Source organism: Mariniflexile jejuense (assembly GCF_042675665.1).
GTDB classification, from domain to species: domain Bacteria; phylum Bacteroidota; class Bacteroidia; order Flavobacteriales; family Flavobacteriaceae; genus Mariniflexile; species Mariniflexile jejuense.
This window is the reverse complement of record NZ_JBHTJI010000001.1, coordinates 316,786-342,482: the sequence shown is the minus strand read 5'-3', so window position 1 is coordinate 342,482 and position 25,697 is coordinate 316,786. Positions and strand designations below refer to the sequence as shown.

Sequence of the window (25,697 nt, the reverse complement as noted above, 5' to 3'; positions counted from 1 at the left end):
AAAATCCTTAAATGAGGATAATTATTATAAAATTAATAAAATAAATAAAAAACAGGTTTAACTTTTGAACTGTGGTCGATTTTGTAACTTAGTGTAAGTATTATAAAAAAGTGTATAAAATATTTAGATTTCTTAAAAAGATCATGTAATGTTTTTAAGAAACCGAATAAAAGAAAATAAAGATACCAACGTCCATATACCTTCCAAAATAATAAAAGGCCAATAGTTTAAGAATATGGATGCTAAACAAGTCATGGCAGCACCAATTAAATTCAATATTATAAATGCCAAATGCTTATTGGAAATTTTCCCAAAAACATTTAAACAATAAGCGAGTAGTATTTGAAAAACACCTACAAATCCTATCCAATCAACTATTGTCATGTGTTTAATTTTTGTTTTTCTGGCTAGTAAGAATAAATTAAAATACTATTTCAATAAAAATGATTTTAATTCATTGTATGTAGAAATAACCACCGATACTTTATCTTTACCCATAACCGCTTGTATTTGTTCTGGTAATGGTTGTTTCTCTTTAATAACATCTTCAACAACATCTAAAAACTTGGTTGGATGTGCTGTTTCTAAAAACACACAATGTGCGCTTGGGTTGTTTTTTAAATAATCTTTACAACCTAAATAACCAACAGCACCGTGTGGATCTGCCACATAGTTGTAATTTGTGTACATTTCTAACATAGCTGCTTTAGTTTCTTCGTCGGAATAACTATACGATGTTAGATTTTCTTTTAATGACTCAAAATTATTTTTGTAAATTTCTTGAATACGAATGAAATTACTTGGCGCTCCAACATCCATGGCATTGCTTATGGTTTGTATCGATGGTTTTGGTTCGTATAATTGCGATATTAAATAACGAGTTACTACATTATTTGCATTATTTGATGCCACAAAATGATTGATTGGCAAGCCTAATTTTTGAGCCATCATACCTGCACAAATATTTCCAAAATTACCACTTGGTACTGAAAACACAATGTTTTTATGTTTTTTATGAAGTTGTTTGTAAGCAAACATAAAATAAAATAATTGTGGTAGCCAACGAGCTACATTAATAGAGTTTGCCGACGTTAATTGCATTTGGCTAGTTAGTTCTTCATCTAAAAAAGCGGTTTTAACCATATCTTGGCAATCATCAAACGTGCCGTTAACTTCTAGTGCTTTTATGTTTTGCCCCAATGTAGTTAACTGCATTTCTTGAATATCGCTTACTTTTCCGCTTGGGTAAAGTATTACTACATTTACACCTTTCACACCTAAAAAACCATTTGCTACAGCGCCACCAGTATCGCCAGATGTTGCTACTAAAACAGTAACTTCTCTATTGTTGTTTTTGTTGAAATAACCTAAACAACGCGCCATAAAACGTGCACCAACATCTTTAAATGCCATTGTTGGACCATGAAACAACTCTAAAGTTGAAATGTTTTCATTTAAATTTACTACTGGAAATTCAAAAGACAATGTTTCTTCTACAATTGTTTTTAAAACAGCATCTGGTATTTCGGGAGATACGAATTGTTTAATAGCTTCAAAAGCAATTTCAGTATGTGTTAAATGGTCTATGTTATCAAAAAAAGCTTTTGGTAATGGTGTAATTTGTTCTGGGAAATACAATCCTTTATCTGGTGCTATTCCTTTTACAACAGCATCTTTAAATGATGAGTTTGGTGCTTGTTTATTTAGAGAGTAGTAATTCATTATATTTAATTCAAAATCTTAATTCCTTGAATGTTTATTTTCGAAACATGAATATCAAAATCAATTCCTGTTTTTGAATATGTGTTTTTCATAGCATTTGCCACATTTTTAGCATTTTCCAATCCTTTACTTAAAGAAAAAATAGAAGGTCCAGAACCCGAAATTCCAGCACCTAAAGCACCTACTTTAAGTATTTCTTTTTTAACTTCGTTGTAATGGGGTATTAATTGACTTCTATATGGCTCTACAATCACATCGTTAAGTGAACGTTGAATTAATTCAAAATCACTTGTATGTAACGCGTGTATCAAACTACCAAAATTTGCCCATTGTGTAACGGCTTTACTTAAAGCAACATCTTTTGGAAGAATAGCTCTGGCCTCAGAAGTTTTTACTTCAATTTGAGGATGGATGATGGTAGCATACAAATCATTTGGTGTTGGAATTTGTAATATTTCTAAAGGAGATAAACTTTTTACCAATGTAAAACCACCAAACATGGCAGGAGCAAGGTTATCGGCATGTTCGCATTTACTAGCTAAAGCTTCACCTTTAATTGCAAATTCTGTAAGTTGTGTTTTGTTGCATGGTTTTCCTAAAAGTTCGTTCATACCAAAAACGCTACCTACAGCACTAGCAGCACTACTACCAATACCACTTCCTGGTTTAATTTTTTTATTGATTTCAATTTCAAAACCACAATTAGGTTTTAAAGCGTTATACATGGCAAGGGCAGAAACACCAGCAACATTTAATTCGGCTTCAAAAGGCAAATTGAAACCACCATCAATTTTAGTAATAAAAATACCTTTTTTATCGGTTTTTCTTATTACCATCTCATCACCAACACTATCTAAGCAAAATCCTAGAACATCAAATCCGCAAGCTACATTAGCTACAGTTGCTGGTGAAAATAGTTTTATTTCGTTCATTTCTTATTTAGATATAAGATTTTAGATAATAGACTTTAGATTTTTTCTAATATATAACGCCAAAAGTCTATCGTCTTAATTAATCATTTCCAATTCTAATAATATCTGCAAACAAGCCAGAAGCTGTAACATCGGCACCAGCACCAGCACCTTTTATAATCATAGGTTGTTCTGGGTAACGTTGCGTGTAAAACATTACGATATTATCTTTTCCTTTTAGATTGTAAAACGGATGATCGCTTGGTATTTCTTGCAAGCTAACACTTGCTTTTCCGTTATTAAATTGCGCAACATATTTTAATTGGCAGTTTTTTGCTTTGGCAGAAGCATATAAACTTTGATAATGTGCTTCATCTGTAATTAAGGTTTGATAGAAATCATCAACAGTATCACTTTCCATACCAGATTCTGATAAAAAAGGTGTGTTTTCAATGTCTTCTAAATTCATTTCAACACCACTTTCTCTAGCAAGAATTAATATTTTTCTAGCAACATCAACACCACTTAAATCAATTCTTGGGTCAGGTTCAGTATAACCTTCTGCAGCAGCTTGTTTTACAACATCGTAAAACTTGGTTTTGTCTGTAAAATTATTGAAGACAAAGTTTAAACTACCCGATAATACCGCGTGAATTGAAGTGATTTTATCGCCTGAAGCAATTAAATTTCCAAGTGTATCAATAATTGGTAACCCTGCACCAACGTTAGTTTCAAACAAAAATGGTGCGTTATATTTTAATGATAAACGTTTTAATAATTTATAGTTTTCAAAATCGCTAGAACATGCAATTTTGTTACAAGCTACAACACCTATACTTTGGCGTAAATAGTTAGTATATAAGTTTGCAACTTCTTTATTTGCAGTTACATCTACAAAAATACTGTTGCGAAGGTTTAATGCTTTAGTGTTTTCAAAAAAGCCTTCTAATGTTGCTTTTTCTCCTTTAGCTAATTGGTCTTTCCAAGTGCTTAAATCGATGCCTTCTTCATTAAAAATCATCGTTCTAGAATTAGACAATCCTGCAACTCTAAGGTTTATTTTTAAATTCTCTTTTAAATATTGACGTTGTTGTTTTATTTGTTCAACTAGCTTTTCGCCTACATTTCCAACACCAGTAATAAACACATTAAGCTGTTTTGTTTTACTTTCAAAAAACTGTTCATGCAAGGTGTTTAGCGCTTTTTTTACATCACTTTGTAAAATTACTGCTGAAATATTTTTTTCTGAAGCACCTTGTGCAATCGCTCTAATGTTAATGTTGTTTTTACCTAAGGTGCTGAACATTTTACCACTAATACCTTGGTGATTTTTCATATTATCACCTACTAAAGCGATGATTGATAGATCTTTTTCAACAATAATCGGGTCAATTTTATGCAATGCAATTTCGTTATCAAAAGCAGCATCAATGGCAGTTTTTGCTTTTTCAGCATCGGTTTCATCAATTCCTAAGCATATTGAATGTTCTGATGATGCTTGCGTAATTAAAATAACATTTATTTTTTCTTGAGAAAGAACTTCAAACAAACGTTTTGAAAACCCCGGAATACCAATCATGCCACTACCTTGCAGTGTTAATAAGGCAATATTTCCAATATTACTAATACCTTTTACAGGTGATGTAGATACAATTTCATCATTAGAAATTATAGTACCAACAGCTTCAGGTTGTAATGTGTTTTTTATGTGAATTGGGATATTTAAATCTAAAACAGGCTGCACTGTTGGTGGATATAAAACTTTTGCACCAAAATGCGATAATTCCATAGCTTCTTGATACGAAATTTCATCAATAGGGTAGGCTTGTTTAACTAATTTTGGGTTGGTTGTAAACATACCACTTACATCAGTCCAAATTTCTAATTGCTTCACTTTTAAAGCTGCAGCAACAATGGCAGCTGTAAAATCGGAACCACCACGACCCAATGTTGTTTGTTCACCTAAAGCAGATTTTGATATAAAGCCAGGAAGAATCGTTGTTTTTTGTGAAGCCGATTTAAAATAGTCTTGTAAATTTTTATTTGTGATTGCGTAATTAACTTCAGCTTTTGAAAAGTTTGAATTGGTAATTACCAAATCTTGTGAATTTTTATAATCGGCTGAAATACCACGATTTTTCATAGTTTCAGCAATGATGTATGCTGATAATAATTCGCCAAAACTCACTAATTTATCGGATGTTTTAGGCGATAATTCATTGATTAAGAAAATACCATCTAATAAACTTTTAAGTTCATTCAATTTAGAATCAGCATAATTTATGATAGATTCATTTTTATTAGGGTTTAATTCTTCAATAATTGTTAAGTGAATATCCTTAATCGTATTAAACGTTTCTGTAAAGCTGTTTTCTTTATTTTGAGCTTGTTTTCCAGCCAAAAGTAGCTTATCTGTAATACCACCAACTGCCGAAACAACGCATACAACCGAATCTTTTGTAGCATAATCTTCTAAAATGCTAATAACACTATTTATGTTTTTTGACGAACCTACAGAAGTTCCTCCAAATTTTAAAACCTTCATGTTTTAATGAATTGATAATTTAAAAAAATATTTGATGAGTTGTAATTATAAAAATTACAAATATAGTACGAGGAATATATAATTAACAACCCCAAAGGGTGGTAATACTAGTTGTAGTACCAAAAAAATATGCTGTTCCTTTTATAGTTAAAGGAGCTAATCTTACTGTATTTTGGTGTAAATATTTCATTATTTGTTGTAATAACAATTACTCAAAAGTATTACAATTAAGTTTATAAAAAAACTAAATTATTTTTTTTATGGTATTCTTATATGGAAGCTAATTTCTTTTAATAAAATGAACTTATTTGATTTTGAATTAAAAAAATGATAATCTGAATTTAGTTCTAACACTATTAATCTTCTATTACAATTCATCTTTTAAACTTATTCAAATCTTATTAAAAAGTAAGATATGTATTATATTTTATTTATTTTTAATCGATTAAATGTATATTTTATACGATAAAGTGTTGTTTTTTTAAAAAATATCTTATATTTGTGTGTCTCAAACCTAAAATCCTTCAAAATGAAACCTAAAATCCTTCAAAATACCTTATTGATAGTGCTTTTGTCAATTACTGTTTTTTCACAAGCACAGGAAACTAAATCTAAACGGCAAAAATCAAACAAAAAACTTATTACATTAGCTGTTATTAGTGGAAATGCGGTTTTAGATACTGAATTGAAGCAAATTGATTTAACAGCAGATATTATTAATAATGGTAACACAACTATTACAGAACGCGGTTTTGTTTATAGTTCAACTATAGAAATACCAACAACTTTAGATAATAAAATTGTAGTAGAAAGTGACGATTATATATTTAACTCAAAACTAGAAAATGTAATTCCAAACACTATTTATTATGTAAGATCTTATGCTATAAATGCCAGTGGAATAGCTTATGGAAACGTAAGTAGCATAGAAACAAGTAGTTTAGCAGATATTAAAATAGATTTAAAAGCTAGAATTAAAACATATCCCAATCCATCCACCAATTTTATTAGTCTTTCTGGTTTAGCCGAATCTAAAAATTATACTATTTATAGCATGCAAGGAAAAGAAATGGCTAGAGGAACTATTTCAAATGATAATAAAATTGATGTTAGGTTTTTAGCAAACGGGTTATATATTCTTAAATTAGAGAATCTAGAAATGGTGAAATTTATTAAAGAATAAAGTTGTTTATTTTCAAGATATTATATTAAAACACACATAAATCCTTAGTCAAAATGTAGCTAAGGATTTTTTTATTCCCTAAATTGTGGCTTTATTTTATAAATACTTTTTATTAATGAAGCTATTTTCAAAAGAACAAATTTATGAAGGTGATAAACTAACTGTTGAACGCCAAAGCATAAGTTCAACCGACTTGATGGAACGCGCAGGTGAACAAATTTTTAATTGGATGCATTTACGTTTACAAGGAGCGCAAGTACCAATTCATATTCTTTGCGGCATAGGTAATAATGGTGGCGATGGTTTGGTGTTGGCTAGACATTTAATTTTAGATGGTTACAACGTAAAAACCTATGTAGTAAATTGTAGCGACAAACGCTCAAAAGATTTTTTGATTAATTACGATAGAATTAAAAACGTTACCAAAAAATGGCCAACACTTTTAAGTTGCGAAGATGATTTTCCTGAAATTAATACAGAAGATATTATTGTTGATGCTGTTTTTGGTATTGGATTAAACAGACCTATTGATGCTTGGGTGAAAGCCCTTTTTGTTCATTTTAGAAAAACACGGGCATTTACATTATCAGTTGATATGCCTTCGGGTTTAAGTACAGATAGTATTCCTAAAGATGAAGATGCTGTGGTTTGGGCAAATTTCACCTTAAGTTTTGTAACGCCTAAATTAGTTTTTTTCTTGCCAGAAACTGCAAAATACACACAACAATGGGAAGTTTTGGATATTGGTTTTGATCCAGAATATTTATATAAAACAGAAACCGAAGCAATTTTAATAGGTAAACACGAAGTACTACCAATATACATACCCAGAACCAAATTTTCTCACAAAGGCGATTTTGGTCACAGTTTAATAATAGGCGGAAGCTACGGAAAAATTGGTGCAGTAACCTTAGCTAGTAAAGCAGCATTGTCTATTGGTGCTGGTTTGGTAACAGCTTATGTTCCAAAATGTGGTTATATTCCATTACAAACAGCTTTTCCTGAAGCTATGGTTATTACTGATGCAGATGAAGAAATAATAACCAATATTTCTTATGAAATTTTGCCTACCGTTATTGGTTTAGGTATTGGTATAGGTACAAATTCAAAAACGGTTGAAGCTTTTGAAACTTTTTTAAAAAAGAATAAAATACCTTTAGTAATTGATGCCGACGGTATTAATATGCTATCAAAAAACAACGATTTATTAAAATTATTACCAGAACAAACTGTTTTAACACCGCATCCTAAAGAATTAGAACGTTTAATTGGCAAATGGAAAAATGATTTTGATAAGCTTGAAAAAGCTAAACAGTTTTCAAAAAAACACCATATTATTTTGGTAATAAAAGGTGCAAATACAATTACTGTTTTTGATAACAAATTATATATTAACACAACAGGAAATCCTGGATTAGCAACAGCAGGTAGTGGCGATGTGTTAACAGGAATTATAACAGGTTTAATATCGCAAGGATATAAACCACTAGAAGCAACTATTTTTGGTGTGTATTTACATGGAAAATCGGGTGATATTGCACTTGAAGATTTTGGTTACCATAGCTTAATTGCAACGCATATTATTGAGTATTTAGGTGAAGCTTTTAAAGAATTATTTAAACATCCTGAACTTCAGCAAGAACAAGATGATATTGTTGATAATAACAAATAGCTAAAAAGCCACAAATACACTAATGTTAAATTATTTGTGTATTCGTGGCTAAATTTTATACTAAATTGAAAATTAAATATTTAAAGAAGTAAATAGTTCTATTAAACTTGCTTCCGATGGTCTTGGCGCATCAGGCGTTACAACATTACCATTTGGGTCTATTAAAATAAACCTCGGAATTCCATTAATTTTATAATCTAAAACAAATTGCGATTGCCATCCGTTTGGTGCAAATAATTGAATTCCAGATAATTGTTTATCAATAATCATTGCTTTCCAATTTTCGCGAGCTTTATCCCAAGAGCCACCATGACTTCTATCATCATCAATTGATAAGCTTACAAATTGAATGTTTTTTCCATGGTATTTTTTATCTAATTCCTTTAAAGCAGGAATTTCAGCTTTACATGGTCCGCACCAAGTTGCCCAAACATCAACATACACGTATTTTCCTTTTAAATCGGATAATGATGTTGTGCCTCCTTTATAGTTTTCATAATTTTCAAAAGCAGGTGAAGGCGAACCTTTTGCTAATAATGTTTTTAATGCTACAGTTTCTGCTAAATAATTTTTATAATAATTTAGCATTGGATCTAAGTTTTTATTTAAGGTATTTATTATGGAAGAATCTATAGCCTTGTTAGTATTATAAAACGCTGTTAATTTGGTTTTAATTTCTCCAAATTTTGATTCTAACCCAGCCATATCTAAATTACCTAGTGCATCTAAATCTAAAAGCTGTTCTTGCATTAAGTTATTTTTTGCTAAAAAGTTACTGTGTTCAGAACCTATTCCTGTGTATTTTACAGTTTCATCAAACTGTTTTGTATCTAAAGTAATGTCAATTTCAAAACCATTTTTAAGAAATAGTGCTGTAGATTCATTTCCATCAAAAAAATTATAAACACCAGTTTCAACTTTTAATGTATCTTTAAAAGTGCCGTCGGCATTTACTTTAATAGTTTTTGAATAGGTACGCGATCTAACTACTACCGAATCACTGCTTTTATCAATAATAGTTCCTGAAAGGGTAACATAATCTTTTGGTTCATTCTTACAAGCAATTATAGCAATGGCGGCAGTAAATAAAAGGAGTTTTTTCATAGTTTTTTTAATTTTTGAAATTCAAAAGTAACGGTTTAATAGTTTTTAGTTAATAGTTTTGAGAAACATTAACATTTTTCTAAAGTTTGTAAGTTAACTTTTCATAAGGAAGTGTTTCTGGAATAATATTTAAAGCCAATAATTCTTTTTGAATGGTTTTAACTGTTTTTTTATCTATTAATTTTTGCGACCATTCTGTAATGCTTAACCATTGTTGTACATCTTCAAGTTGTTGTTCGTAGCGGTTTGCTATGGTTTTATCAATACTAGGAATGTCTTTAAATTCAGAAGTTGTATTGTTTATTATTTCTAAAATAGTTTTTAAATCTGATTTGTTTGTTCCAATAAAATCCTCTCTCACAGCAATTACAAAACATGGCCAAGGTGTAGGGCAGTTGCCAATATTTCTAAATATACCATTATCAACTAAAGGTTTGGTGGTGAATTTCTCCCACATAAAATAATCTGCTTTGCCGCTTGTTAAACCTTCAATAGCGCCATTTAAATCGTTAATAACTTCAAATTTTAAATCTTCTTTTAAGTTCCAACCATTATTTTCAGCATTTATATAAGCCATTAAATGAGAACCAGAACCATATCTGCTTATTGCGGCTTTTGTGCCTTTTAAATCGTCAATTATTTTATAGGAAGAATTTTTGGCAACATGAATGCCCCAGTTTAATGGTGTTTGTACAAAGGTTTGTACAATTTTACTAGGGTTGCCAGCAATAATATCTTTAATAATGCCTTCTGTTAAAATTACAGCAATATCTATATCTTTATTTCTAAGCGCTTTACACATTGCGCCTGTTCCTTCAGGAAAATCTTGCCAGCGTAGGTTAATGCCTCTTTCTTTATATTCGCCATCTTTTAAGGTTAAATACCAAGCTAAATTAAAATGCTCTGGTACGCCACCTATTTTAACAGTTTTCATAGAATTAATTGTTTATTCAATAATTTTATTAAGGGTGTAGGTAATAAGGTTTTCAACCACTTGCGACGGATTTTTGCTAAAAGTACCATTGGCTCTATTGGCAATTATCGCATTTAATGAAACCGCATGATGACCTAAAAGTTTTGATAACCCATAAATAGCAGAAGTTTCCATTTCAAGATTTGTTATTTTTAAACCGTTAAAATTGAAAGTATCCATTTTGTGGTTTAGTGCTTCATCTTGAATTGCTAATCGTAAAACTCTACCTTGTGGTCCATAAAAACCACCAGCTGTTGCTGTTAAGCCTTTAAATGTTGAAGCACTTTCTAACTTTTTTTCTAATGAATGGCTATTTTTAATTACAATAGGTTGGCTTTTTTTTGAATACCAATTTGTATGATTTATAAAAGCATTTTCAATATTTGGATTGCAAATAGAATCTATTTGATAGGAGTGGAGCATGCCATTTAAATCTAATCCATAGGTGCTTAAAACAAAACTATCAACAGGAATTTCGGCTTGTAAAGAACCCGATGTGCCAACTCTTATTATTTCAAGGCTGGTAAGATTGCTTTTTGGTTGTCTGGTTTCTAAATCGATATTAAAAAGTGCATCCAATTCGTTTAAAACAATATCAATATTATCTGGACCAATACCTGTAGAAATAACAGTTAATCGTTTTCCTTTATAAGTGCCAGTATGTGTTTTAAATTCTCTTTTTTGTGTTTCAAACTCAATACTATCAAAATGTTTTGAAACTTTTTGAACTCTATCTTGGTCGCCTACCAATATAATGGTTGTAGCTACATGTTCTGTTTTTAAGTTTAAGTGATAAACACTACCATCAGGATTTAATATGAGTTCTGAAGCTTTAATTAGCATTATATACTGTTTTTATGAGTTTGTTTTCTTTTTTATTGAATTGATATTCAAATTTATTTACGCCACCAAAAACCATACTATTATCAATTTCTAATGAAAAATTATGCTGCCCTAACAAAGCTTCATGACCTTTTCTGTTCAATTTTATAAGGTTGTTTTCTTCATTAAAAAAGATGCTAAGTTTTTCCATAATTCTAGAAATTTGTAAATCGCCATATCCATAATAACCTTGATAATTAAGCGCATAGCCTAATAAATGGTGTTTAGATTTTATAGTGGTATCTCTAACTATTTCTAAAATATTACGTTCCATAACGTTTAAACCATCTTTAGTTTCAGGAAAACGCTCTAAATGTGCTTTTAAACAATTACTTAAATATTTAAATGATGATTTTTTTACAATAAAAGGCTTTAGCAAATTATGGTCTTTACCACAATAAATACCCCAAACAGTGGTTGCCATTTCAATATCATCGGGTTTTAATTCAATTTTATCTCTGTAATGTTTTAGAAGTTGTCCAGAATTAAGTTCTGTTAAGCCTTTTAAGTTTTTATTTCTGTCAACTTTTCCACTACAAACTAAGTGTAATGGTAATTTAATTTTCTTTTGCTGAATAAGACTTATTACAGCAATCATATTGATGTGGCAAAACAAATCGTATTCAAACCAAAGTATAATTTCTGAATAATTTTCGGTATGATTTAGCTTATCAAGAGCTGTTTTAATTTCAGAAATATTTAAATCGATGTCATAAAACTCATTAAAAAACGATTTTCTAAGTTGCGAAAATTCATCTGAATATACGTGTTCTAAAGTTGGACCTTCACAAAGCATTTCTTGCCATGTAATGATGTCGCCCTCAATATTTAACTCATGTAAATAGTTGGTAAGCACATCGCCATTTGTAATATGAAGTGGTAACTTATTCATAAATTAACCGCCAACACGCTTAACATTAAACCCTTTTTCTTTTAGCATTTTCATAATTTTATCACGATAATCACCTTGAATAATAATTTTATCATCTTTAAAACTACCACCAACACTTAGTTTGGTTTTAATTTCTTTTGCTAATATTTTAAAATCGTCTGTTGCACCAGTGTAACCTTCTAAAATGGTTATGGGTTTGCCTTTTCTTTTTTCGTATTTACAAATAATAGGATCGTTTTGCATCCAAATGCTAGATGCTTCATTTTGATTTTCAACTGGTTCTTCCTGAATATGGTCTGGAAAAAGGTTCTTTAGTTGGTCTTGTAAATCCATTAGTGTAATTTATTTGACTGTTCGAGCGTAATCGAGAACTATTAAAAGATCTTGACTAAACTAGATAAAACAATGACGTTATTTTTTAATTAACCCTAATTCTATTAAACGTTCGGTTAAAAACTCGCCAGCAGTAATATCATCAAATGCTTTAGGGTTATTTTCATCTATACATGCATCTAAAACATTAAGTTTCATATCGCTTATTGGATGCATAAAAAATGGAATTGAGTAACGTGAAGTACCCCAAAGTTCGCGAGGTGGATTTATAACACGGTGTATGGTAGATTTTAATTTGTTATTGGTGTGTCTAGACAACATATCGCCTACATTAATCATTAATTCATCTGGTTCTGCAATAGCATCAATCCATTCGCCTTTATGGTTTTGTACTTGTAAACCACGACCTTGTGCACCCATTAATAAGGTTATTAGGTTAATGTCGCCATGTGCGGCAGCACGAACGGCATCTTTAGGTTCTTGAGTAATTGGTGGGTAATGTATTGGGCGTAAAATGGAATTTCCGTTAAGTATATAATTGTCAAAATAAGTTTCTTCTAAGCCTAAATGTAATGCCAAAGCACGCAATACATACTTTGCTGTTTTTTCAAGCATTTTGTAGGTTTCTTTTCCAACCTTGTTAAATTCTGGCAATTCTTCAACTATTACATTTGCTGGATATTCTTTTTCAAGCTTCTCATTATTTTCTACATATTGACCAAAATGCCAAAATTCTTTTAAATCACCTTCTTTTTTGCCTTTGGCACTTTCTTTTCCAAAAGACACATAACCACGTTGACCACCAATTCCGGGAATTTCGTATTTCTGTTTGGTTTCAACTGGTAAACTAAAAAAGTTTTTTACTTCGGTGTATAGTTTTTCAACTAAAGCATCATTTAAAAAGTGGCCTTTTAATGCAACAAAGCCAATTTCTTCGTAGGCTTTTCCAATGGCATTTACAAATTGTTGTTTTTTTTCAGCATCTCCCGAGATAAAATCGCTTAAATCTACGCTAGGTATAATTGTCATGAGGAATAAATTAAATATGTTCTTTAACAAATGTACAAAAACATTATATAGTTTACCGCAAATAGTGGTTTATAGTATTCTATATTTTTGATTTACTGTGCGATGCTTTATTAAGCATAAAACTTTATGAAAAATTGATAATTAAAATAATTTTAAATAACTGATATGTAGTTTGTTAAAATGAAAAATTGTCAGTTTTTATAAAATTTTTTCAGTTTGTTTTAATTGGTATTTTATTTGCAATTGGCATAGTAAAATTATTGTTTAATTTAAAATATTTAATTATGAGTACTTTAATTCCAACAGTAAAAAGCAGTAAAAAACCTGCAGAAACTAATTTTAACTTATTACCGAGCTTACCATCTTGGTTTGATGATATCCTAGGTAAAGGTTTAGGGACAGAATTTATGTCTAATTTTAACACTGGTATTACATTACCTGCTGTAAATGTTATTAATTCTGATAATGAATTTTTAATAGATATGGCGGTTCCAGGATTGAAAAAATCTGATTTTGACATTAATATTGATAACAATATTTTGTCTATTGGTGTAGAATCAAAAACAGAATCAAACGTGAAAAAGGAAAATTATACACGTAGAGAGTTTGGTTATTCATCATTTAAACGAACATTTACAATTCCACATTCGGTTAATACCGATGAAATTTCGGCAGATTATGCAGACGGTATTTTAAAAATTCATCTTCCAAAGAGAGATGAAGCGAAAAGAAAACCAATAAAACAGATTAAATTATCTTAAAAAAGGAGAGCTAATTGGCTCTCTTTTTTTATTTCGTGTTTCCAGTATTACTAATTTTGTATATTTAGTTATAAATTTTAGTTGATGGATAGCAAAGTTTTTTTAGTATTAGGATTGTTTATTTTATTAGGATGCAAAAAGAAAGAAACACCTTTTGAAGAAAACTATACGTGGCATAAACTTAAAGTTACGGCTTCTGCATATAATTCGGTAAAAAATCAAACCGATTCAAATCCACACATAACGGCGTTTGGTGATAGTTTAAAACCGGGTTTAAATTACATTGCTGTTTCAAGAGATTTATTTCGAAAAGGTTTAAAGCATAACACACCTATTAAAATTGATGGTTTTGATAGTATTTATTTTGTAAAAGATAGGATGCATAACCGTTGGAAAAACAAAATAGATATTTATATGGGAACCGATGTGAAAGCTGCAAAAAAATGGGGACGAAAAAAAATTACCATTCATTACGGCATTCTAAAACCAGTAGATAGTATTTTGAAATAAGTTAGTTTTTTTCAGCTTCAATAAGTGTAAAAGGGTAGGCGTCTTTAACCAGTTTTAATTCTTCGTTGGTTAATTTATCTGAAGATTTTTTTAGCACTTGTTCACAATAATTAGTTCGTAATTCGTAATAAGCTTTTGTTAATTCATTTTGTACTGCTACATATTGTTTGTAGCTAGTTTGTTGTTCGTTTTCTAAAGAAATTACGGCTTTTTTTGGGTTTTCAGATAAATTTGAAGCAGTATCTCCGTTGCAATAAGTACAACTACCATCACCATTATTGTCAATAAATTTTTTGGTTGTTTTTTTTAATTCAGCAATGGGAATAATAGTTTCATTAACCATAATATCGTCGTTATTATTGATATGAATTTTTAGAATATTTCGCTCAATAAAAGGTTTAGAACAATCTATACCAGGCGGACAATCTTGAGGTAAAACCCTATTAATACCTTCATCTGAAGAAATTGTTGCTGTTACTAAAAAGAAAATGAGTAATAAAAATGCAATATCTGCCATAGAACCCGCATTTACTTCGGGCATTAATTTTGAATGTCTCATGTGTGAAAGTTTAAATGTTAATAAAAACTTAAATCACAAAAACAATACCACAATTTTATAACATTTTGAAAATTAGCTAGCTAGCTTGTATTGCTTATTTCCTTTTCGTTTAGATTCAAAATTTGTGTTTAAAATTTCGTTAAAGTAACAGATAGTTAAACTTTTTTCAAAAGAAAAAATTTGACGGTTTGGTATTTTGATAGTTGAATACATTGTTTTTTTTGATTGATTGATTGATTTTTTTTGAAAATAAAGACGTTACTATCTGTAACGTCTTTTACTGTTCCATGTGTGACTCTTTGTGTTTTTTAAAGTGTCTGATAATTGATTGGTGTTTAAAGTTCTCATAATTGTTTGTTTTTAATTGATTTATATAAAGTAGACGACAGCAATTAAAATTTGTTACAGTACTATGTATAACAAAGTAATAAATTAACATTTTTTAACTTTTGTAACCCAAAGTTGAGTAGGGAATAAGAAGAAGAAATATTTTTTTAATTGAATTCAGGAACGATTATTGTTAAAAAGAATGTAAAATATGTCTATTTAAATGCTAGATTTAAGATAAAAAAATATCTTTGAAACTAATTTGAGTTTTTAAGTAGTACGGAAAACCTATTTAATACGCATTATGAAATTTTTTTTAACTTTTATAGCAACGTTATCGTTAGTATTTGTTACCAATGCACAAATTGATAGTAACAATAAAAAATCTACAGCTATTCCTGCGGTTGAAAGTAAAAAAGAAACTAACGAAACACCTAAAATCACACCTTCGCAACCAGAAAAAACACCTGAAACTTATGGAAGTTTGAATGTACCAAACCTTTCAACAGGTGTTGAAGCACCTAAAAAAGAGTTTAGCTTGTTTGGTGAAAAATTTGGTAATCCTGGAGAACTTTACCAAAAACAAATAGATAAAAATATAGCCAATATGAAGCTTACTCCAGAAGAAGTTGAGCAACTAAATGGTAGTTTAACCGACCAATATTTTGGAGATTTTAAAAGTAAAGCAACATCGGTTAATATTTCGTACAGAGATCATGGTTATGTTGATGGCGATTTAATTCAAGTTAGAGTGAATGATGATGTAGTGCAAGCAAGTGTTTTTTTAAACGGTGGTTTTAGCGGTTTTAAACTCGATTTACAAAAAGGATTTAATAAAATAGATTTTGTAGCTTTAAACCAAGGCGAATCTGGACCAAATACCGCAGAATTTAAAGTAATTGACGATTTAGGTAACTTGGTATCTTCAAACCGTTGGAATTTAGCAACTGGTGTGAAAGCTACTATTATTATTGTTAAGGAGTAGTTTTTTAAGAAACTATTTTATCAATCAAATCCAATTCTTCCTTACTAAACTGTAAATTATCTAAAGCTTTTACGTTTTCTTTTAATTGATTTGTAGAACTAGCACCTATTAAAACCGATGCTACTTGTGGTTGTCTTAAAATCCAAGCAAGTGCCATTTGCGACAATTTCTGATTTCTGTTTTCAGCAATAGCATTTAGTTTTGTTACCTTTTCAATCGTACTATTTACAGTTTCAACATTTAAAAATGTTAAGTCTTTCGCTGCTCGCGAATCTTTTGGGATGCCTTTTAAATACTTATCTGTTAACATACCTTGTGCTAACGGCGAAAAAGCAATACAACCAACACCGTTGTCTTCCAAGGTGTTTAAAAGTCCATTTTCAACCCAACGGTCAAACATAGAATATCGTGCTTGGTGCAATATAAAAGGCACATTTAAGTGTTTTAAAATTTGGGCAGCTTCTTGCGTTTCTTTGGGTTGGTAATTAGAAATACCAACATATAATGCTTTTCCTTGGCGCACAATATCAGCCAAAGCACCCATGGTTTCTTCTAAAGGCGTATCTGGGTCTGGGCGATGATGATAAAAAATATCAACATAATCCAATCCCATACGCTTCAAACTTTGGTCTAAACTAGAAATTAAATATTTTCTGGAGCCAAAATTACCATAAGGACCAGGCCACATATCATAACCTGCTTTTGAAGCTATAAATAGTTCATCTCTATAATTTTTGAAATCTTTTTTTAGAATAGTTCCGAAATTTTCTTCAGCAGAACCATATGGTGGTCCGTAATTATTTGCTAAATCAAAGTGGGTAATACCCAAATCAAACGCACAGCGCAACACGTTTCTAGCGTTTTGAATACTATCAACAAACCCGAAATTGTGCCATAAACCAAGTGATAACGCTGGTAAAAGAATACCACTTTTTCCTGTTCTATTATAAGTCATGGCATCATAGCGTTGCGAATTAGCTAAGTATTCTTTGGTTTCAGATTTATCGTTAATTTGCATATTCAGAAAATTTATAGTTCAAATATAGAAATTACTTTTTTAAGGAATTAAGCTTCTTTAATCTTTAATACAAAATTTTAATAAAATAAAATTTCATAGAAATTTTACAGCAAACATGCGGTATAAACCCTTTAAAGATGTTATTTTTGCACGCCTTATATTAAGAGATACATGTCTATATCAAGAACAGAACAAGAAGAAAGAAATACTGGTAAAGATTTATACAGCTACCAAAAAGGAGCTATTGATAAAATTTTTAAAGCATTTGAAGAATCGCCAGACGACTATCATTTACTATACCAATTGCCTACGGGTGGCGGTAAAACCGTTATATTTTCTGAAATTGTAAGACAGTATCTTAAACATCACAAAAAGAAGGTGTTGGTAATGACGCATCGTATTGAGTTATGTAAACAAACCTCAAACATGCTTACAGAATTTGATGTTGTTAATAAGGTTATTGATAGTAAAGCAGATTTAAGTGATCAAGCCAATTATAGCTGTTTTGTGGCAATGGTTGAAACCTTAAATAACCGTTTAAATGATGATAAATTAGATATTTCTGATATTGGTTTGGTAATTATTGATGAGGCGCATTACAATTCATTCACCAAATTATTTAAGTTTTTTAGTCAGTCGTTTATTTTAGGTGTAACAGCAACACCTTTAAGTTCTAGTATTGATTTGCCTATGACCGATAATTACGATGAGCTAATTGTAGGTGAAAGCATTGAATCTTTAATAGACAATGGCTTTTTGGCTCGTGCCGAAATGTTTACATATAATGTTGGTTTAACTTCGTTAGTAGTAGGTGCAAATGGTGATTATACTGTTAAATCTTCGGAAGATTTATATACAGCCGATGATATGCTTTCTAAACTTATACAAGCTTATGAAGAACGTTCAAAAGGCAAAAAAACCTTAATATTCAACAACGGTATTAACACCTCATTACACGTTTATGATACGTTTAGACGTGCTGGTTATCCTGTTGCTCATTTAGATAATACAAATACCAAAAAAGAACGAGCCATGATACTTAAATGGTTCAAAAAAACACCCGATGCTATTTTAACATCGGTAAGTATTTTAACTACTGGTTTTGATGAACCTACTGTTGAAAGTATTATTCTAAATCGTGCTACAAAATCGTTAACCCTTTATTATCAAATGATTGGTCGTGGTTCACGTATCCTAAAAGATAAAAAAACTTTTTCGGTAATAGATTTGGGTAACAACTTTCATCGATTTGGCCCTTGGGGTGATAATTTAGATTGGCAACGTATATTTAAATCGCCAAATTATTACTTAGATTCTATTTTAGGTGATGAAGAATTAGAAAGCAATTTTAGATATGAAATGCCTGATGAACTTCGTGCAGAATTCTCAAAATCTAGAGATGTGTATTTTGATATTCAAAAAACCTATGTAGATTCTATTAGAAATGGCGAATCTTCAAAAGTAGTTCTAGAGCGTTCTATTGAGCAGCACGGTAAAATTTGTGTTGAAAATAGCGAAGATGTGTATGATGCATTAGCCTTAGCAAAAATGTTGGGTGATGATATCGATTTCAGAATTCAACGATACACAAAATGCATCAGCAAAAGTACTTACAACTTTGTGGAATGGTTAAAAGATGATTACAGAAAGAAATTGAACGCTTATTTACGTGCTAATTTTGATGAAGTTTTTGAAAGTATTCATGGATATCCACCAGAAGATTAATATTTTTTTTGACATCAATTACACGAATTTTTACAAATTCTAAAATCGTTAATCGTTAATCTTCTTCGTTAATTATTTTCATTGTTAATTATCAATTATTAATTATTCATTCAGTAAAATAAGGCGTACCTTTGCAGCATCGTAAAAACAAGTATGCCAACATTTTTAGAATTAGGAGTTCAAAAAGACTTTATAAAAGGCCTTAAAGAATTAAATATAATAACTCCAACTAACATACAAGAACAAGCAATTCCTGTTTTGTTAGAATCTTCAACCGATTTTATAGGATTAGCACAAACAGGTACAGGTAAAACTGCAGCCTATGGATTGCCTATTTTACAACATATTGATATCGCTTCAAACGATGTGCAAGCACTAATTTTAGCACCAACACGCGAATTGGTTCAACAAATTAAGAAGCAATTATTCAAATTCACTAAGTATTCCGATTCTAAAATATTTGCTGAAGGTGTTTATGGTGGCGAAAAAATAGACAAGCAAATTTCAGCTTTAAGACGAACAACACACATTGTTATTGCAACACCAGGACGTTTGTTGGATTTAATAGAACGCGATTGTGTAAACATAAAAAACGTAAAAACCTTGGTGTTAGACGAAGCCGATGAAATGCTAAGCATGGGTTTTAAAGAAGATTTGAATAAAATATTGAAGTATAACACAGGAAAACGCCATACATGGTTGTTTTCGGCTACCATGCCAGAAGAAATTCAACGTATTATAAAAACATACATGTCGCCAAATGCGGTTAGAGTAGAAGTGAACAAGGAAAGTTTGGTAAATGCCAACATTTCGCATCAGTATATTTCAACAACTATTAAAGAAAAATTCAATATCTTAGTAACATTGTTAGGAAAACAAAAAAATGATAGAGGTATTATTTTTTGCAGAACAAAAGCTGGTACTAAAGATTTAACCGAAAAATTACAAGACGAAGGTTTTTCAGTAGGCGCTTTAGAAGGCGATATGCAACAAAAAGAACGCGATAAAGTAATGCGTGCTTTTAAAAATGGCTCGTTACAAATTTTAATTTCAACCGATGTTTCAGCAAGAGGTATTGATGTTGATAATTTAGCATTTGTAATTCATCATCAACTTCCAGAACAGCTTGAATATTACACACATAGAAGTGGCAGAACAGCACGTGCAGGAAAAAAAGGAAATTCCATAGCTTTAATTATCCCTGGCGAATTACAAAAAGTACTTGATATTCAAAAAGCATTGAATATTCAATTTAAAGAAATAATTATATAACTAATTTAAAACCCGCTACTGTAAACAATGGCAAAATCACAAGTAACCTTTAACAAAATTGAAAAGGAAAAAAAGCGCTTAAAAAAACGAGAAGAAAAGCAAAAAAAGAAAGAAGCTCGTAAAGCAGAAGCAAAAGAAAACCCACAAGGTATTCAATTTGCTTATGTAGACCATAATGGAAATTTAACCGATACGCCACCAGATCCTTCAATGAAAGTTAAGGTTGATGCCGAAAGTATTGAATTGGGAATTCCTAAAAAAGAAGATAGAGGCGAAGAAGAATTTAAGCCTAATGAAGGCAAAGTGTCGTTTTTTGATACTTCAAAAGGCTTCGGATTCATTATTGACAACAACAATCAAGAAAAATATTTTGTACATGTTAGTGGGTTGTTAGAGCCAATACAAGAAAACGACAACGTAACATACGAATTAGAGCGTGGTCAAAAAGGTATGAACGCCGTTCGTGTGAAAAAAATTTAGTTATATAATTACATTAGTTTATTTTATAAAAATTTATGAGTATTCCTCGTAAAACCTTTCTTATCATATTAGCTTTTTTTGCTATTTATGTTATTTGGGGTTCCACGTATCTACTAAATAAAATAGTTGTTACCGAAGTTGCGCCTTTATATTTAGCATCTATTCGTTTTTCAACAGCTTCAATTTTAATATTTATTATCTCTAAAGCTTTAAAATTCAAACTAGTAATAAGTAAAAGACAATTTTTAAATAATGTTTTTGCTGGTTTTTTATTTTTAGTTTACGGTAACGGTGTGTTTGTTTGGGCGTTAAAGTATGTTGATAGTGGTTTTGGTGCTTTAGAAGCATCCATACAACCATTAATGGTATTAATAATGATGCGTTTGGTTGATGGAAAAAAAATAAAAACCAGTTCCATTATAGGTATTTCGTTGGGTGTTATTGGTATGTACTTATTGGTAAATCAGCAGCAAATAACATTTCAAGAAAATAGCTTTATAGGTATTATCATGATTTTCACATGTGTTATAAGCTGGAGTTGGGGTAGTTTATTTGTAGCTAGAGCAGAATTAGGTCCTAATTATTTTGTAAATACTGCCTACCAAATGTTATGTTCTGGTATTATTCTTTTTATAGTTAGTTTTCTGTTTGGTGAAACGTGGTTGTCGCCATTTCAATGGAGTGCATCAGCACAATTTTCAATGGTTTTACTTATTGTTTTTGGTAGTATAGTGGCATTTACAGCGTTTAATTATTTACTTAAAGAAGTTTCAACCGAAAAAGTATCTACATCTGCCTATGTAAACCCAGTAATAGCCTTAATTTTGGGTTGGTATGTTTTAGATGAACAAATTACAGGACAATCCATACTTGCAGCTATCATTTTATTAACAGGCGTGTACTTTATAAATTCAAAACGCACCATAAGACCACGAATGAATGGACGTTAGAAATGCTATAAAATTTATGATTATTAGTGCATTAGCATTTGCTTGCATGAATATTATTGTGAAACATTTAGAGAATGTTAATTCGTATCAAATAGTGTTTTTTAGATCGTTAGGATCATTGTTTTTTACATTTGGTTATCTTATTAAAAACAAAATTCCTTTTATTGGTAATAAAAATAAACTGCTTATTTTAAGGTCGTTAGTTGGTGCTGCATCTATGGTGTTTTTCTTCATGTCTTTAAAATACCTTTCCGTTGGTACGGCAGTTTCATTACGATACATTGCACCTATTTTTGCTGCTATTTTTGCTGTTTTCATTCTTAAAGAAAAAATAAAACCGTTTCAATGGGTATTTTTTATAGTATCCTTTATTGGTGTGCTTGTTTTAAAAGGATTGGATACGCAAATTGATACACTTGGCTTAATTTATGTGTTAATTGCCGCTATTTTAAGTGGTTTAGTTTATATAATGATTAACCAAATTGGGCAAACCGAACATCCTGTGGTAGTGGTAAATTACTTTATGTTTACTGCCATGGTTTTAGGCGCAGTACTTTCAATTGGTAATTGGGTAACACCTAAAGGTATGGAATGGCCTTTACTTTTAGGATTAGGTGTTTTTGGATATTTTGGTCAAATTTATATGACCAAAGCGTTTCAAACAGCATCAACAAATATTATTGCACCTTTAAAATATGTAGAAGTGGTTTTTTCAATGCTTTTAGGTGTCGCTTTATTTAATGAAGTTTATACATTTTGGAGCATATTAGGAATTTTATTAATTATTACAGGTCTTATTTTAAACGTTTGGTACAAAGGAAGGCTTAAGCAATAATTTATAGATTTAGCTATACCAATTAGTGTCTAATTTGTAATTTGCACAGCAAATATTTTTTAAATTAAATATATATTATGGGATTTAAACAACGCATCAATCAGGTTAGAAGACGATTAATGCACCAAATTACCAAACGTATAGGAAGTACACATTCTGAGCCTAAAATAAAGCCTGGTGAACACGTTAATATTAAAAAAGTTTTAATTATTCGTCCTAACCACAGATTAGGTAATCAATTGCTTTTAACGCCATTGGTTCAAGAAGTTATAAATACCTTTCCAAATTGCACAGTCGATTTGTTTGTAAAAGGTGGTGTAGCTTTTCCTGTTTTTGAAAATTATAAACAGGTTAATAAAATTATACAACTACCAAGAAAACCATTTAGCAACTTATTTAAGTACGCTAAAGGCTGGATATCTATTAAAAGTACTAAGTACGATTTGGTAATTAATGGCGATAAAAACTCGTCATCTGGACGTTTATTAACACAAATAGCCAATGCACCATACAAGGTTTTCGGAGATGTTAATGAAGAAATTCAAACGCTATTTGCAGACCATAAGCATATTTCAAAATACCCAATTTACAATCTTCGTTATTACTTAATGAAATTAGGATTACCTAAAAATGAAAGTGAATTACCATTGTTAGATATCAAATTAAGTGAATCTGAATTAGCTAAAGGGAAAATTATACTAGATGATATCATTAAAAATGATAAGAAAACCATTTGCATTTATACCAATGCTACAGGCGATAAATGTTATTCTGAATCGTGGTGGGAAACCTTTTATGCGCGTTTACTAAAGGAATATCCAGAATACAATATTATTGAAATGCTTCCTATTGAAAACATTTCAAAAATAAACTTTAAAGCTCCTAATTTTTATAGTAAAGACGTTCGAGAAATGGGTGCTATTATAAAAAACACAGCCATTTTTATAGCTGCAGATAATGGTGTAATGCACTTAGCAAGTGCATCACTTACACCAACTGTTGGTTTCTTTTCGGTAACCGATGCTGATGTATATGAGCCCTACGGCAACGGTAGTTTTGCTTTAAATACGAACAACACTACAATTGATTATTGGATACAACAAATAAATACAATTCTTAAATAAGCAGCAATGTTCATAAAAGTTGAAGGTAATCAGTTTTTAAAAGCTAATAAACCCTATAATTTTATAGGCACTAACTTTTGGTACGGAGCGCATTTAGCGGCAAAACAATCGGGTGATAGAGTAAGACTACTAAAAGAGTTAGACACCTTACAAGTACATGGTATTACCAACTTAAGAATTATGGCGGGTTCGGAAGGTGCAAACCATTTGCCTTACAGCATTCCTATTGCCATGCAACCCGAATGTGGTGTTTATAACAACGATATTTTAGAAGGTTTAGACTTTTTACTTGTTGAAATGCAAAAACGAAACATGCATGCCGTGGTTTGTTTAAGTAATTTTTGGTATTGGTCTGGTGGATTGTCTCAATACCTATCATGGGTTACGGGTGAAAATATTCCGTATCCAAATGATACCGATAACTGGGAAAAATATATGCGATTTACAGCTAAGTTCTACACAAATAACGAAGCAATTTCAGCTTATTTAAACCACGTTAAAACTATTATAATGCGTGTTAACTCTATAAATAACAAACCTTATTTTGAAGATTCAACCATTATGAGTTGGGAATTAGCCAATGAACCTTATGCCATTCAAAACCAAGTTGAATACTTAAAATGGATTGAAAACGCAAGCGTGTTTATAAAAAAATTAGCACCAAATCAATTAGTTACTATTGGTGGCGAAGGTAATACACCATTTCCGTGGTTTACAAATAACAATAGTTTAACCGATTATTGTTTGGGTTGTTTAGATTATATAACCATACACATCTGGATTCAAAATTGGGAATGGTACAACCCAAATAAACACGATAAAACCTATAAAAATGCTTTAAAGAAAGCCGAAAACTATATTAATGAGCATTTAGCTATTGCAAATACATTAAATAAACCGGTAGTTTTAGAAGAGTTTGGTGTTTCAAGAGATAATGCAGGTTATACTAAGCAAACATCTGTAAATAATCGTGATATGTATTTTAAAGATATATTCAATCTGCTTTTAGAAAGCGTTAAAAACAATAGTAATTTTGTAGGTTGTAATTTTTGGGCTTGGGGTGGTTTTGGTAATGTAAATACACCAGGTACAGTATCTAACAATCAAATGGAATTTATTGGCGATCCAGCGCACGAACCACAAGGTTGGTATAGTGTTTTTGAAAGCGATACCTCAACCTTACAACTCATTAAGCACTACAATGAAGCCTTGAGTAAGCAAAATAAAAGTATTCTGTAATAGTAGTATAAAAAAGCGGTATAAAATTTACTATCTTCATTTTAACTTTTTGTTATTACTTTATTTTACAGGTATTTAGTAACTTAGTTATATGTATATATGTAATTAAAATGAAGTTTTTTTATCTTTTTTTAAGTCTTAGTTTTTTAACTATAGTATCGTGTAAGTCACAAAAAACCGTTATTACACAAGCTGAGTTAGATGGGTTCAAAACAATGGTAAATAGTCAACATTTTTTCATAGAATCAAGTTGGGCGTATCCGCTTAATACGAATGCTATGCAGCAAGTTTTAAATTCAGGATTACTACAACCTGGAAATAGTTCTGGTAATATTAGTTTAGTTGGTAATTATAACTTTTTAAAAGTAGCAGGCGATAGTGTAACATCACATTTACCATATTATGGCGAACGTAGAATGCAGGTTGCTTATGGTGGTACAGATAGTGCAATAGAATTTAACGGTATTGTTAAAAACTACAAAGTACAGCAAAATAAAGATGCTAGTTATACCATTTCATTTGAAGCCAAAAGTAATACTGAAAACTTCAATGTTTATATTAAACTATTTTCAAATAATAAAAGCGATATCATACTAACGAGTGCTTCTAGAAACTCTATTAGTTATTCTGGTGAAGTTAAACCAACCAAACCTTTAGAATGAGTTT

25 protein-coding genes are annotated in these 25,697 nt (G+C 30.6%); 13 read left to right on the top strand and 12 right to left on the bottom strand.

All coding sequences use genetic code 11. The features are described 5' to 3' along the window. Nucleotides 1-141: 141 nt before the first annotated feature. The 4 genes from ACFQ1R_RS01485 to thrA all read right to left on the bottom strand — a co-directional run bounded on the left by ACFQ1R_RS01485 (nucleotide 142) and on the right by thrA (nucleotide 5,178). Nucleotides 142-384 (bottom strand): CBU_0592 family membrane protein, encoded by a 243-nt coding sequence (locus ACFQ1R_RS01485; RefSeq protein ID WP_379924328.1) that lies wholly within the window; start codon nucleotides 382-384, stop codon nucleotides 142-144. 45 nt (nucleotides 385-429) lie between these two features. Then, on the bottom strand, nucleotides 430-1,722 hold the full coding sequence (thrC, locus tag ACFQ1R_RS01480; protein WP_379924327.1) for a threonine synthase: 1,293 nt from the start codon (nucleotides 1,720-1,722) through the stop codon (nucleotides 430-432). 5 nt (nucleotides 1,723-1,727) lie between these two features. Continuing rightward, nucleotides 1,728-2,654 carry a homoserine kinase gene (locus ACFQ1R_RS01475; RefSeq protein WP_379924325.1) on the bottom strand — a complete coding sequence of 309 codons (927 nt, stop codon included), beginning with the start codon at nucleotides 2,652-2,654 and terminating at the stop codon, nucleotides 1,728-1,730. A 79-nt stretch (nucleotides 2,655-2,733) separates the two neighbouring features. Next, the gene (gene thrA / locus ACFQ1R_RS01470) at nucleotides 2,734-5,178 is read right to left on the bottom strand and encodes a bifunctional aspartate kinase/homoserine dehydrogenase I (protein ID WP_379924324.1); all 2,445 of its coding nucleotides are present in this window, start codon (nucleotides 5,176-5,178) and stop codon (nucleotides 2,734-2,736) included. Between the two features lie 529 nt (nucleotides 5,179-5,707). Between thrA and ACFQ1R_RS01465 the strand changes: the two genes are divergently transcribed. Beyond that, a complete protein-coding gene (locus tag ACFQ1R_RS01465; protein ID WP_379924323.1) occupies nucleotides 5,708-6,361 on the top strand; it encodes a T9SS type A sorting domain-containing protein in 654 nt (217 codons plus the stop codon). 115 nt (nucleotides 6,362-6,476) lie between these two features. Beyond that, nucleotides 6,477-8,033: an NAD(P)H-hydrate dehydratase gene (locus ACFQ1R_RS01460; RefSeq protein WP_379924322.1), complete on the top strand. Its 1,557-nt coding sequence runs from the start codon at nucleotides 6,477-6,479 to the stop codon at nucleotides 8,031-8,033. 72 nt (nucleotides 8,034-8,105) lie between these two features. On the opposite strand, the gene ACFQ1R_RS01455 is transcribed toward ACFQ1R_RS01460, so the two are convergent. The 6 genes from ACFQ1R_RS01455 to ACFQ1R_RS01430 all read right to left on the bottom strand — a co-directional run bounded on the left by ACFQ1R_RS01455 (nucleotide 8,106) and on the right by ACFQ1R_RS01430 (nucleotide 13,246). Further along, nucleotides 8,106-9,137: a TlpA family protein disulfide reductase gene (locus ACFQ1R_RS01455; RefSeq protein ID WP_379924321.1), complete on the bottom strand. Its 1,032-nt coding sequence runs from the start codon at nucleotides 9,135-9,137 to the stop codon at nucleotides 8,106-8,108. Between the two features lie 79 nt (nucleotides 9,138-9,216). Beyond that, entirely contained in the window at nucleotides 9,217-10,071 is an 855-nt protein-coding gene (locus ACFQ1R_RS01450; RefSeq protein ID WP_379924320.1) for a substrate-binding domain-containing protein, read from the bottom strand. A 12-nt stretch (nucleotides 10,072-10,083) separates the two neighbouring features. Further along, nucleotides 10,084-10,953 carry a nucleoside phosphorylase gene (locus ACFQ1R_RS01445; protein WP_379924319.1) on the bottom strand — a complete coding sequence of 290 codons (870 nt, stop codon included), beginning with the start codon at nucleotides 10,951-10,953 and terminating at the stop codon, nucleotides 10,084-10,086. After that, nucleotides 10,943-11,884, bottom strand: coding sequence for a DUF1835 domain-containing protein (locus ACFQ1R_RS01440; protein WP_379924318.1), 942 nt, complete (start codon nucleotides 11,882-11,884; stop codon nucleotides 10,943-10,945). The genes ACFQ1R_RS01445 and ACFQ1R_RS01440 overlap by 11 nt, the downstream gene beginning before the upstream one ends. Before the next feature lie 3 nt (nucleotides 11,885-11,887). After that, nucleotides 11,888-12,217: a translation initiation factor gene (locus tag ACFQ1R_RS01435; protein WP_379924317.1), complete on the bottom strand. Its 330-nt coding sequence runs from the start codon at nucleotides 12,215-12,217 to the stop codon at nucleotides 11,888-11,890. A 78-nt stretch (nucleotides 12,218-12,295) separates the two neighbouring features. Further along, on the bottom strand, nucleotides 12,296-13,246 hold the full coding sequence (locus ACFQ1R_RS01430; protein WP_379924315.1) for an isopenicillin N synthase family dioxygenase: 951 nt from the start codon (nucleotides 13,244-13,246) through the stop codon (nucleotides 12,296-12,298). A 284-nt stretch (nucleotides 13,247-13,530) separates the two neighbouring features. Between ACFQ1R_RS01430 and ACFQ1R_RS01425 the strand changes: the two genes are divergently transcribed. Then, nucleotides 13,531-14,007 carry an Hsp20/alpha crystallin family protein gene (locus tag ACFQ1R_RS01425; protein ID WP_379924314.1) on the top strand — a complete coding sequence of 159 codons (477 nt, stop codon included), beginning with the start codon at nucleotides 13,531-13,533 and terminating at the stop codon, nucleotides 14,005-14,007. Between the two features lie 84 nt (nucleotides 14,008-14,091). Next, nucleotides 14,092-14,517 (top strand): 3D domain-containing protein, encoded by a 426-nt coding sequence (locus ACFQ1R_RS01420; protein ID WP_379924313.1) that lies wholly within the window; start codon nucleotides 14,092-14,094, stop codon nucleotides 14,515-14,517. A gap of 1 nt (nucleotide 14,518) precedes the next feature. Here the strand turns inward: ACFQ1R_RS01420 and ACFQ1R_RS01415 are convergent, their stop codons facing one another. Beyond that, nucleotides 14,519-15,076, bottom strand: a complete 558-nt coding sequence (locus ACFQ1R_RS01415; protein ID WP_379924311.1) for an ExbD/TolR family protein — start codon at nucleotides 15,074-15,076, stop codon at nucleotides 14,519-14,521. Between the two features lie 631 nt (nucleotides 15,077-15,707). Between ACFQ1R_RS01415 and ACFQ1R_RS01410 the strand changes: the two genes are divergently transcribed. After that, nucleotides 15,708-16,388, top strand: coding sequence for a hypothetical protein (locus ACFQ1R_RS01410; protein WP_379924310.1), 681 nt, complete (start codon nucleotides 15,708-15,710; stop codon nucleotides 16,386-16,388). A gap of 4 nt (nucleotides 16,389-16,392) precedes the next feature. Here the strand turns inward: ACFQ1R_RS01410 and mgrA are convergent, their stop codons facing one another. Beyond that, nucleotides 16,393-17,406 (bottom strand): L-glyceraldehyde 3-phosphate reductase, encoded by a 1,014-nt coding sequence (gene mgrA, locus ACFQ1R_RS01405; protein ID WP_379924309.1) that lies wholly within the window; start codon nucleotides 17,404-17,406, stop codon nucleotides 16,393-16,395. 171 nt (nucleotides 17,407-17,577) lie between these two features. On the opposite strand from mgrA, the gene ACFQ1R_RS01400 reads away from it, so the two are divergent. The 8 genes from ACFQ1R_RS01400 (at nucleotide 17,578) to ACFQ1R_RS01365 (ending at nucleotide 25,693) form a co-directional block, all read left to right on the top strand. Continuing rightward, on the top strand, nucleotides 17,578-19,131 hold the full coding sequence (locus ACFQ1R_RS01400; RefSeq protein ID WP_379924308.1) for a DEAD/DEAH box helicase: 1,554 nt from the start codon (nucleotides 17,578-17,580) through the stop codon (nucleotides 19,129-19,131). A 153-nt stretch (nucleotides 19,132-19,284) separates the two neighbouring features. Then, nucleotides 19,285-20,403 (top strand): DEAD/DEAH box helicase, encoded by a 1,119-nt coding sequence (locus ACFQ1R_RS01395; protein ID WP_379924307.1) that lies wholly within the window; start codon nucleotides 19,285-19,287, stop codon nucleotides 20,401-20,403. 27 nt (nucleotides 20,404-20,430) lie between these two features. Next, nucleotides 20,431-20,883: a cold-shock protein gene (locus ACFQ1R_RS01390; RefSeq protein WP_379924306.1), complete on the top strand. Its 453-nt coding sequence runs from the start codon at nucleotides 20,431-20,433 to the stop codon at nucleotides 20,881-20,883. A 35-nt stretch (nucleotides 20,884-20,918) separates the two neighbouring features. Continuing rightward, nucleotides 20,919-21,833: an EamA family transporter gene (locus ACFQ1R_RS01385; protein ID WP_379924305.1), complete on the top strand. Its 915-nt coding sequence runs from the start codon at nucleotides 20,919-20,921 to the stop codon at nucleotides 21,831-21,833. Next, nucleotides 21,823-22,668, top strand: a complete 846-nt coding sequence (locus tag ACFQ1R_RS01380) for a DMT family transporter (protein ID WP_379924304.1) — start codon at nucleotides 21,823-21,825, stop codon at nucleotides 22,666-22,668. Before ACFQ1R_RS01385 ends, ACFQ1R_RS01380 begins: the two co-directional genes overlap by 11 nt. Before the next feature lie 77 nt (nucleotides 22,669-22,745). Continuing rightward, nucleotides 22,746-23,792 (top strand): glycosyltransferase family 9 protein, encoded by a 1,047-nt coding sequence (locus ACFQ1R_RS01375; protein ID WP_379924303.1) that lies wholly within the window; start codon nucleotides 22,746-22,748, stop codon nucleotides 23,790-23,792. A 6-nt stretch (nucleotides 23,793-23,798) separates the two neighbouring features. Beyond that, on the top strand, nucleotides 23,799-25,031 hold the full coding sequence (locus ACFQ1R_RS01370) for a glycoside hydrolase 5 family protein (protein WP_379924302.1): 1,233 nt from the start codon (nucleotides 23,799-23,801) through the stop codon (nucleotides 25,029-25,031). Between the two features lie 110 nt (nucleotides 25,032-25,141). Beyond that, nucleotides 25,142-25,693 (top strand): DUF4251 domain-containing protein, encoded by a 552-nt coding sequence (locus tag ACFQ1R_RS01365; protein WP_379924301.1) that lies wholly within the window; start codon nucleotides 25,142-25,144, stop codon nucleotides 25,691-25,693. Nucleotides 25,694-25,697 lie beyond the last annotated feature (4 nt).

Bases quoted from the DNA above. Each gene is read 5' to 3' on its own strand.
- ACFQ1R_RS01460 (WP_379924322.1), top strand. From the start codon at position 6,477: ATGAAGCTATTTTCAAAAGAACAAATTTATGAAGGTGATAAACTAACT.
- ACFQ1R_RS01425 (WP_379924314.1), top strand. From the start codon at position 13,531: ATGAGTACTTTAATTCCAACAGTAAAAAGCAGTAAAAAACCTGCAGAA.
- ACFQ1R_RS01435 (WP_379924317.1), bottom strand. From the start codon at position 12,217: ATGGATTTACAAGACCAACTAAAGAACCTTTTTCCAGACCATATTCAG.
- thrA (WP_379924324.1), bottom strand. From the start codon at position 5,178: ATGAAGGTTTTAAAATTTGGAGGAACTTCTGTAGGTTCGTCAAAAAAC.
- ACFQ1R_RS01385 (WP_379924305.1), top strand. From the start codon at position 20,919: ATGAGTATTCCTCGTAAAACCTTTCTTATCATATTAGCTTTTTTTGCT.
- ACFQ1R_RS01375 (WP_379924303.1), top strand. From the start codon at position 22,746: ATGGGATTTAAACAACGCATCAATCAGGTTAGAAGACGATTAATGCAC.
- ACFQ1R_RS01475 (WP_379924325.1), bottom strand. From the start codon at position 2,654: ATGAACGAAATAAAACTATTTTCACCAGCAACTGTAGCTAATGTAGCT.
- ACFQ1R_RS01410 (WP_379924310.1), top strand. From the start codon at position 15,708: ATGAAATTTTTTTTAACTTTTATAGCAACGTTATCGTTAGTATTTGTT.
- ACFQ1R_RS01455 (WP_379924321.1), bottom strand. From the start codon at position 9,137: ATGAAAAAACTCCTTTTATTTACTGCCGCCATTGCTATAATTGCTTGT.
- ACFQ1R_RS01380 (WP_379924304.1), top strand. From the start codon at position 21,823: ATGGACGTTAGAAATGCTATAAAATTTATGATTATTAGTGCATTAGCA.
- ACFQ1R_RS01400 (WP_379924308.1), top strand. From the start codon at position 17,578: ATGTCTATATCAAGAACAGAACAAGAAGAAAGAAATACTGGTAAAGAT.
- ACFQ1R_RS01370 (WP_379924302.1), top strand. From the start codon at position 23,799: ATGTTCATAAAAGTTGAAGGTAATCAGTTTTTAAAAGCTAATAAACCC.
- ACFQ1R_RS01440 (WP_379924318.1), bottom strand. From the start codon at position 11,884: ATGAATAAGTTACCACTTCATATTACAAATGGCGATGTGCTTACCAAC.
- ACFQ1R_RS01445 (WP_379924319.1), bottom strand. From the start codon at position 10,953: ATGCTAATTAAAGCTTCAGAACTCATATTAAATCCTGATGGTAGTGTT.
- ACFQ1R_RS01430 (WP_379924315.1), bottom strand. From the start codon at position 13,246: ATGACAATTATACCTAGCGTAGATTTAAGCGATTTTATCTCGGGAGAT.
- ACFQ1R_RS01390 (WP_379924306.1), top strand. From the start codon at position 20,431: ATGGCAAAATCACAAGTAACCTTTAACAAAATTGAAAAGGAAAAAAAG.
- thrC (WP_379924327.1), bottom strand. From the start codon at position 1,722: ATGAATTACTACTCTCTAAATAAACAAGCACCAAACTCATCATTTAAA.
- ACFQ1R_RS01365 (WP_379924301.1), top strand. From the start codon at position 25,142: ATGAAGTTTTTTTATCTTTTTTTAAGTCTTAGTTTTTTAACTATAGTA.
- ACFQ1R_RS01415 (WP_379924311.1), bottom strand. From the start codon at position 15,076: ATGAGACATTCAAAATTAATGCCCGAAGTAAATGCGGGTTCTATGGCA.
- mgrA (WP_379924309.1), bottom strand. From the start codon at position 17,406: ATGCAAATTAACGATAAATCTGAAACCAAAGAATACTTAGCTAATTCG.
- ACFQ1R_RS01395 (WP_379924307.1), top strand. From the start codon at position 19,285: ATGCCAACATTTTTAGAATTAGGAGTTCAAAAAGACTTTATAAAAGGC.
- ACFQ1R_RS01485 (WP_379924328.1), bottom strand. From the start codon at position 384: ATGACAATAGTTGATTGGATAGGATTTGTAGGTGTTTTTCAAATACTA.
- ACFQ1R_RS01450 (WP_379924320.1), bottom strand. From the start codon at position 10,071: ATGAAAACTGTTAAAATAGGTGGCGTACCAGAGCATTTTAATTTAGCT.
- ACFQ1R_RS01465 (WP_379924323.1), top strand. From the start codon at position 5,708: ATGAAACCTAAAATCCTTCAAAATACCTTATTGATAGTGCTTTTGTCA.
- ACFQ1R_RS01420 (WP_379924313.1), top strand. From the start codon at position 14,092: ATGGATAGCAAAGTTTTTTTAGTATTAGGATTGTTTATTTTATTAGGA.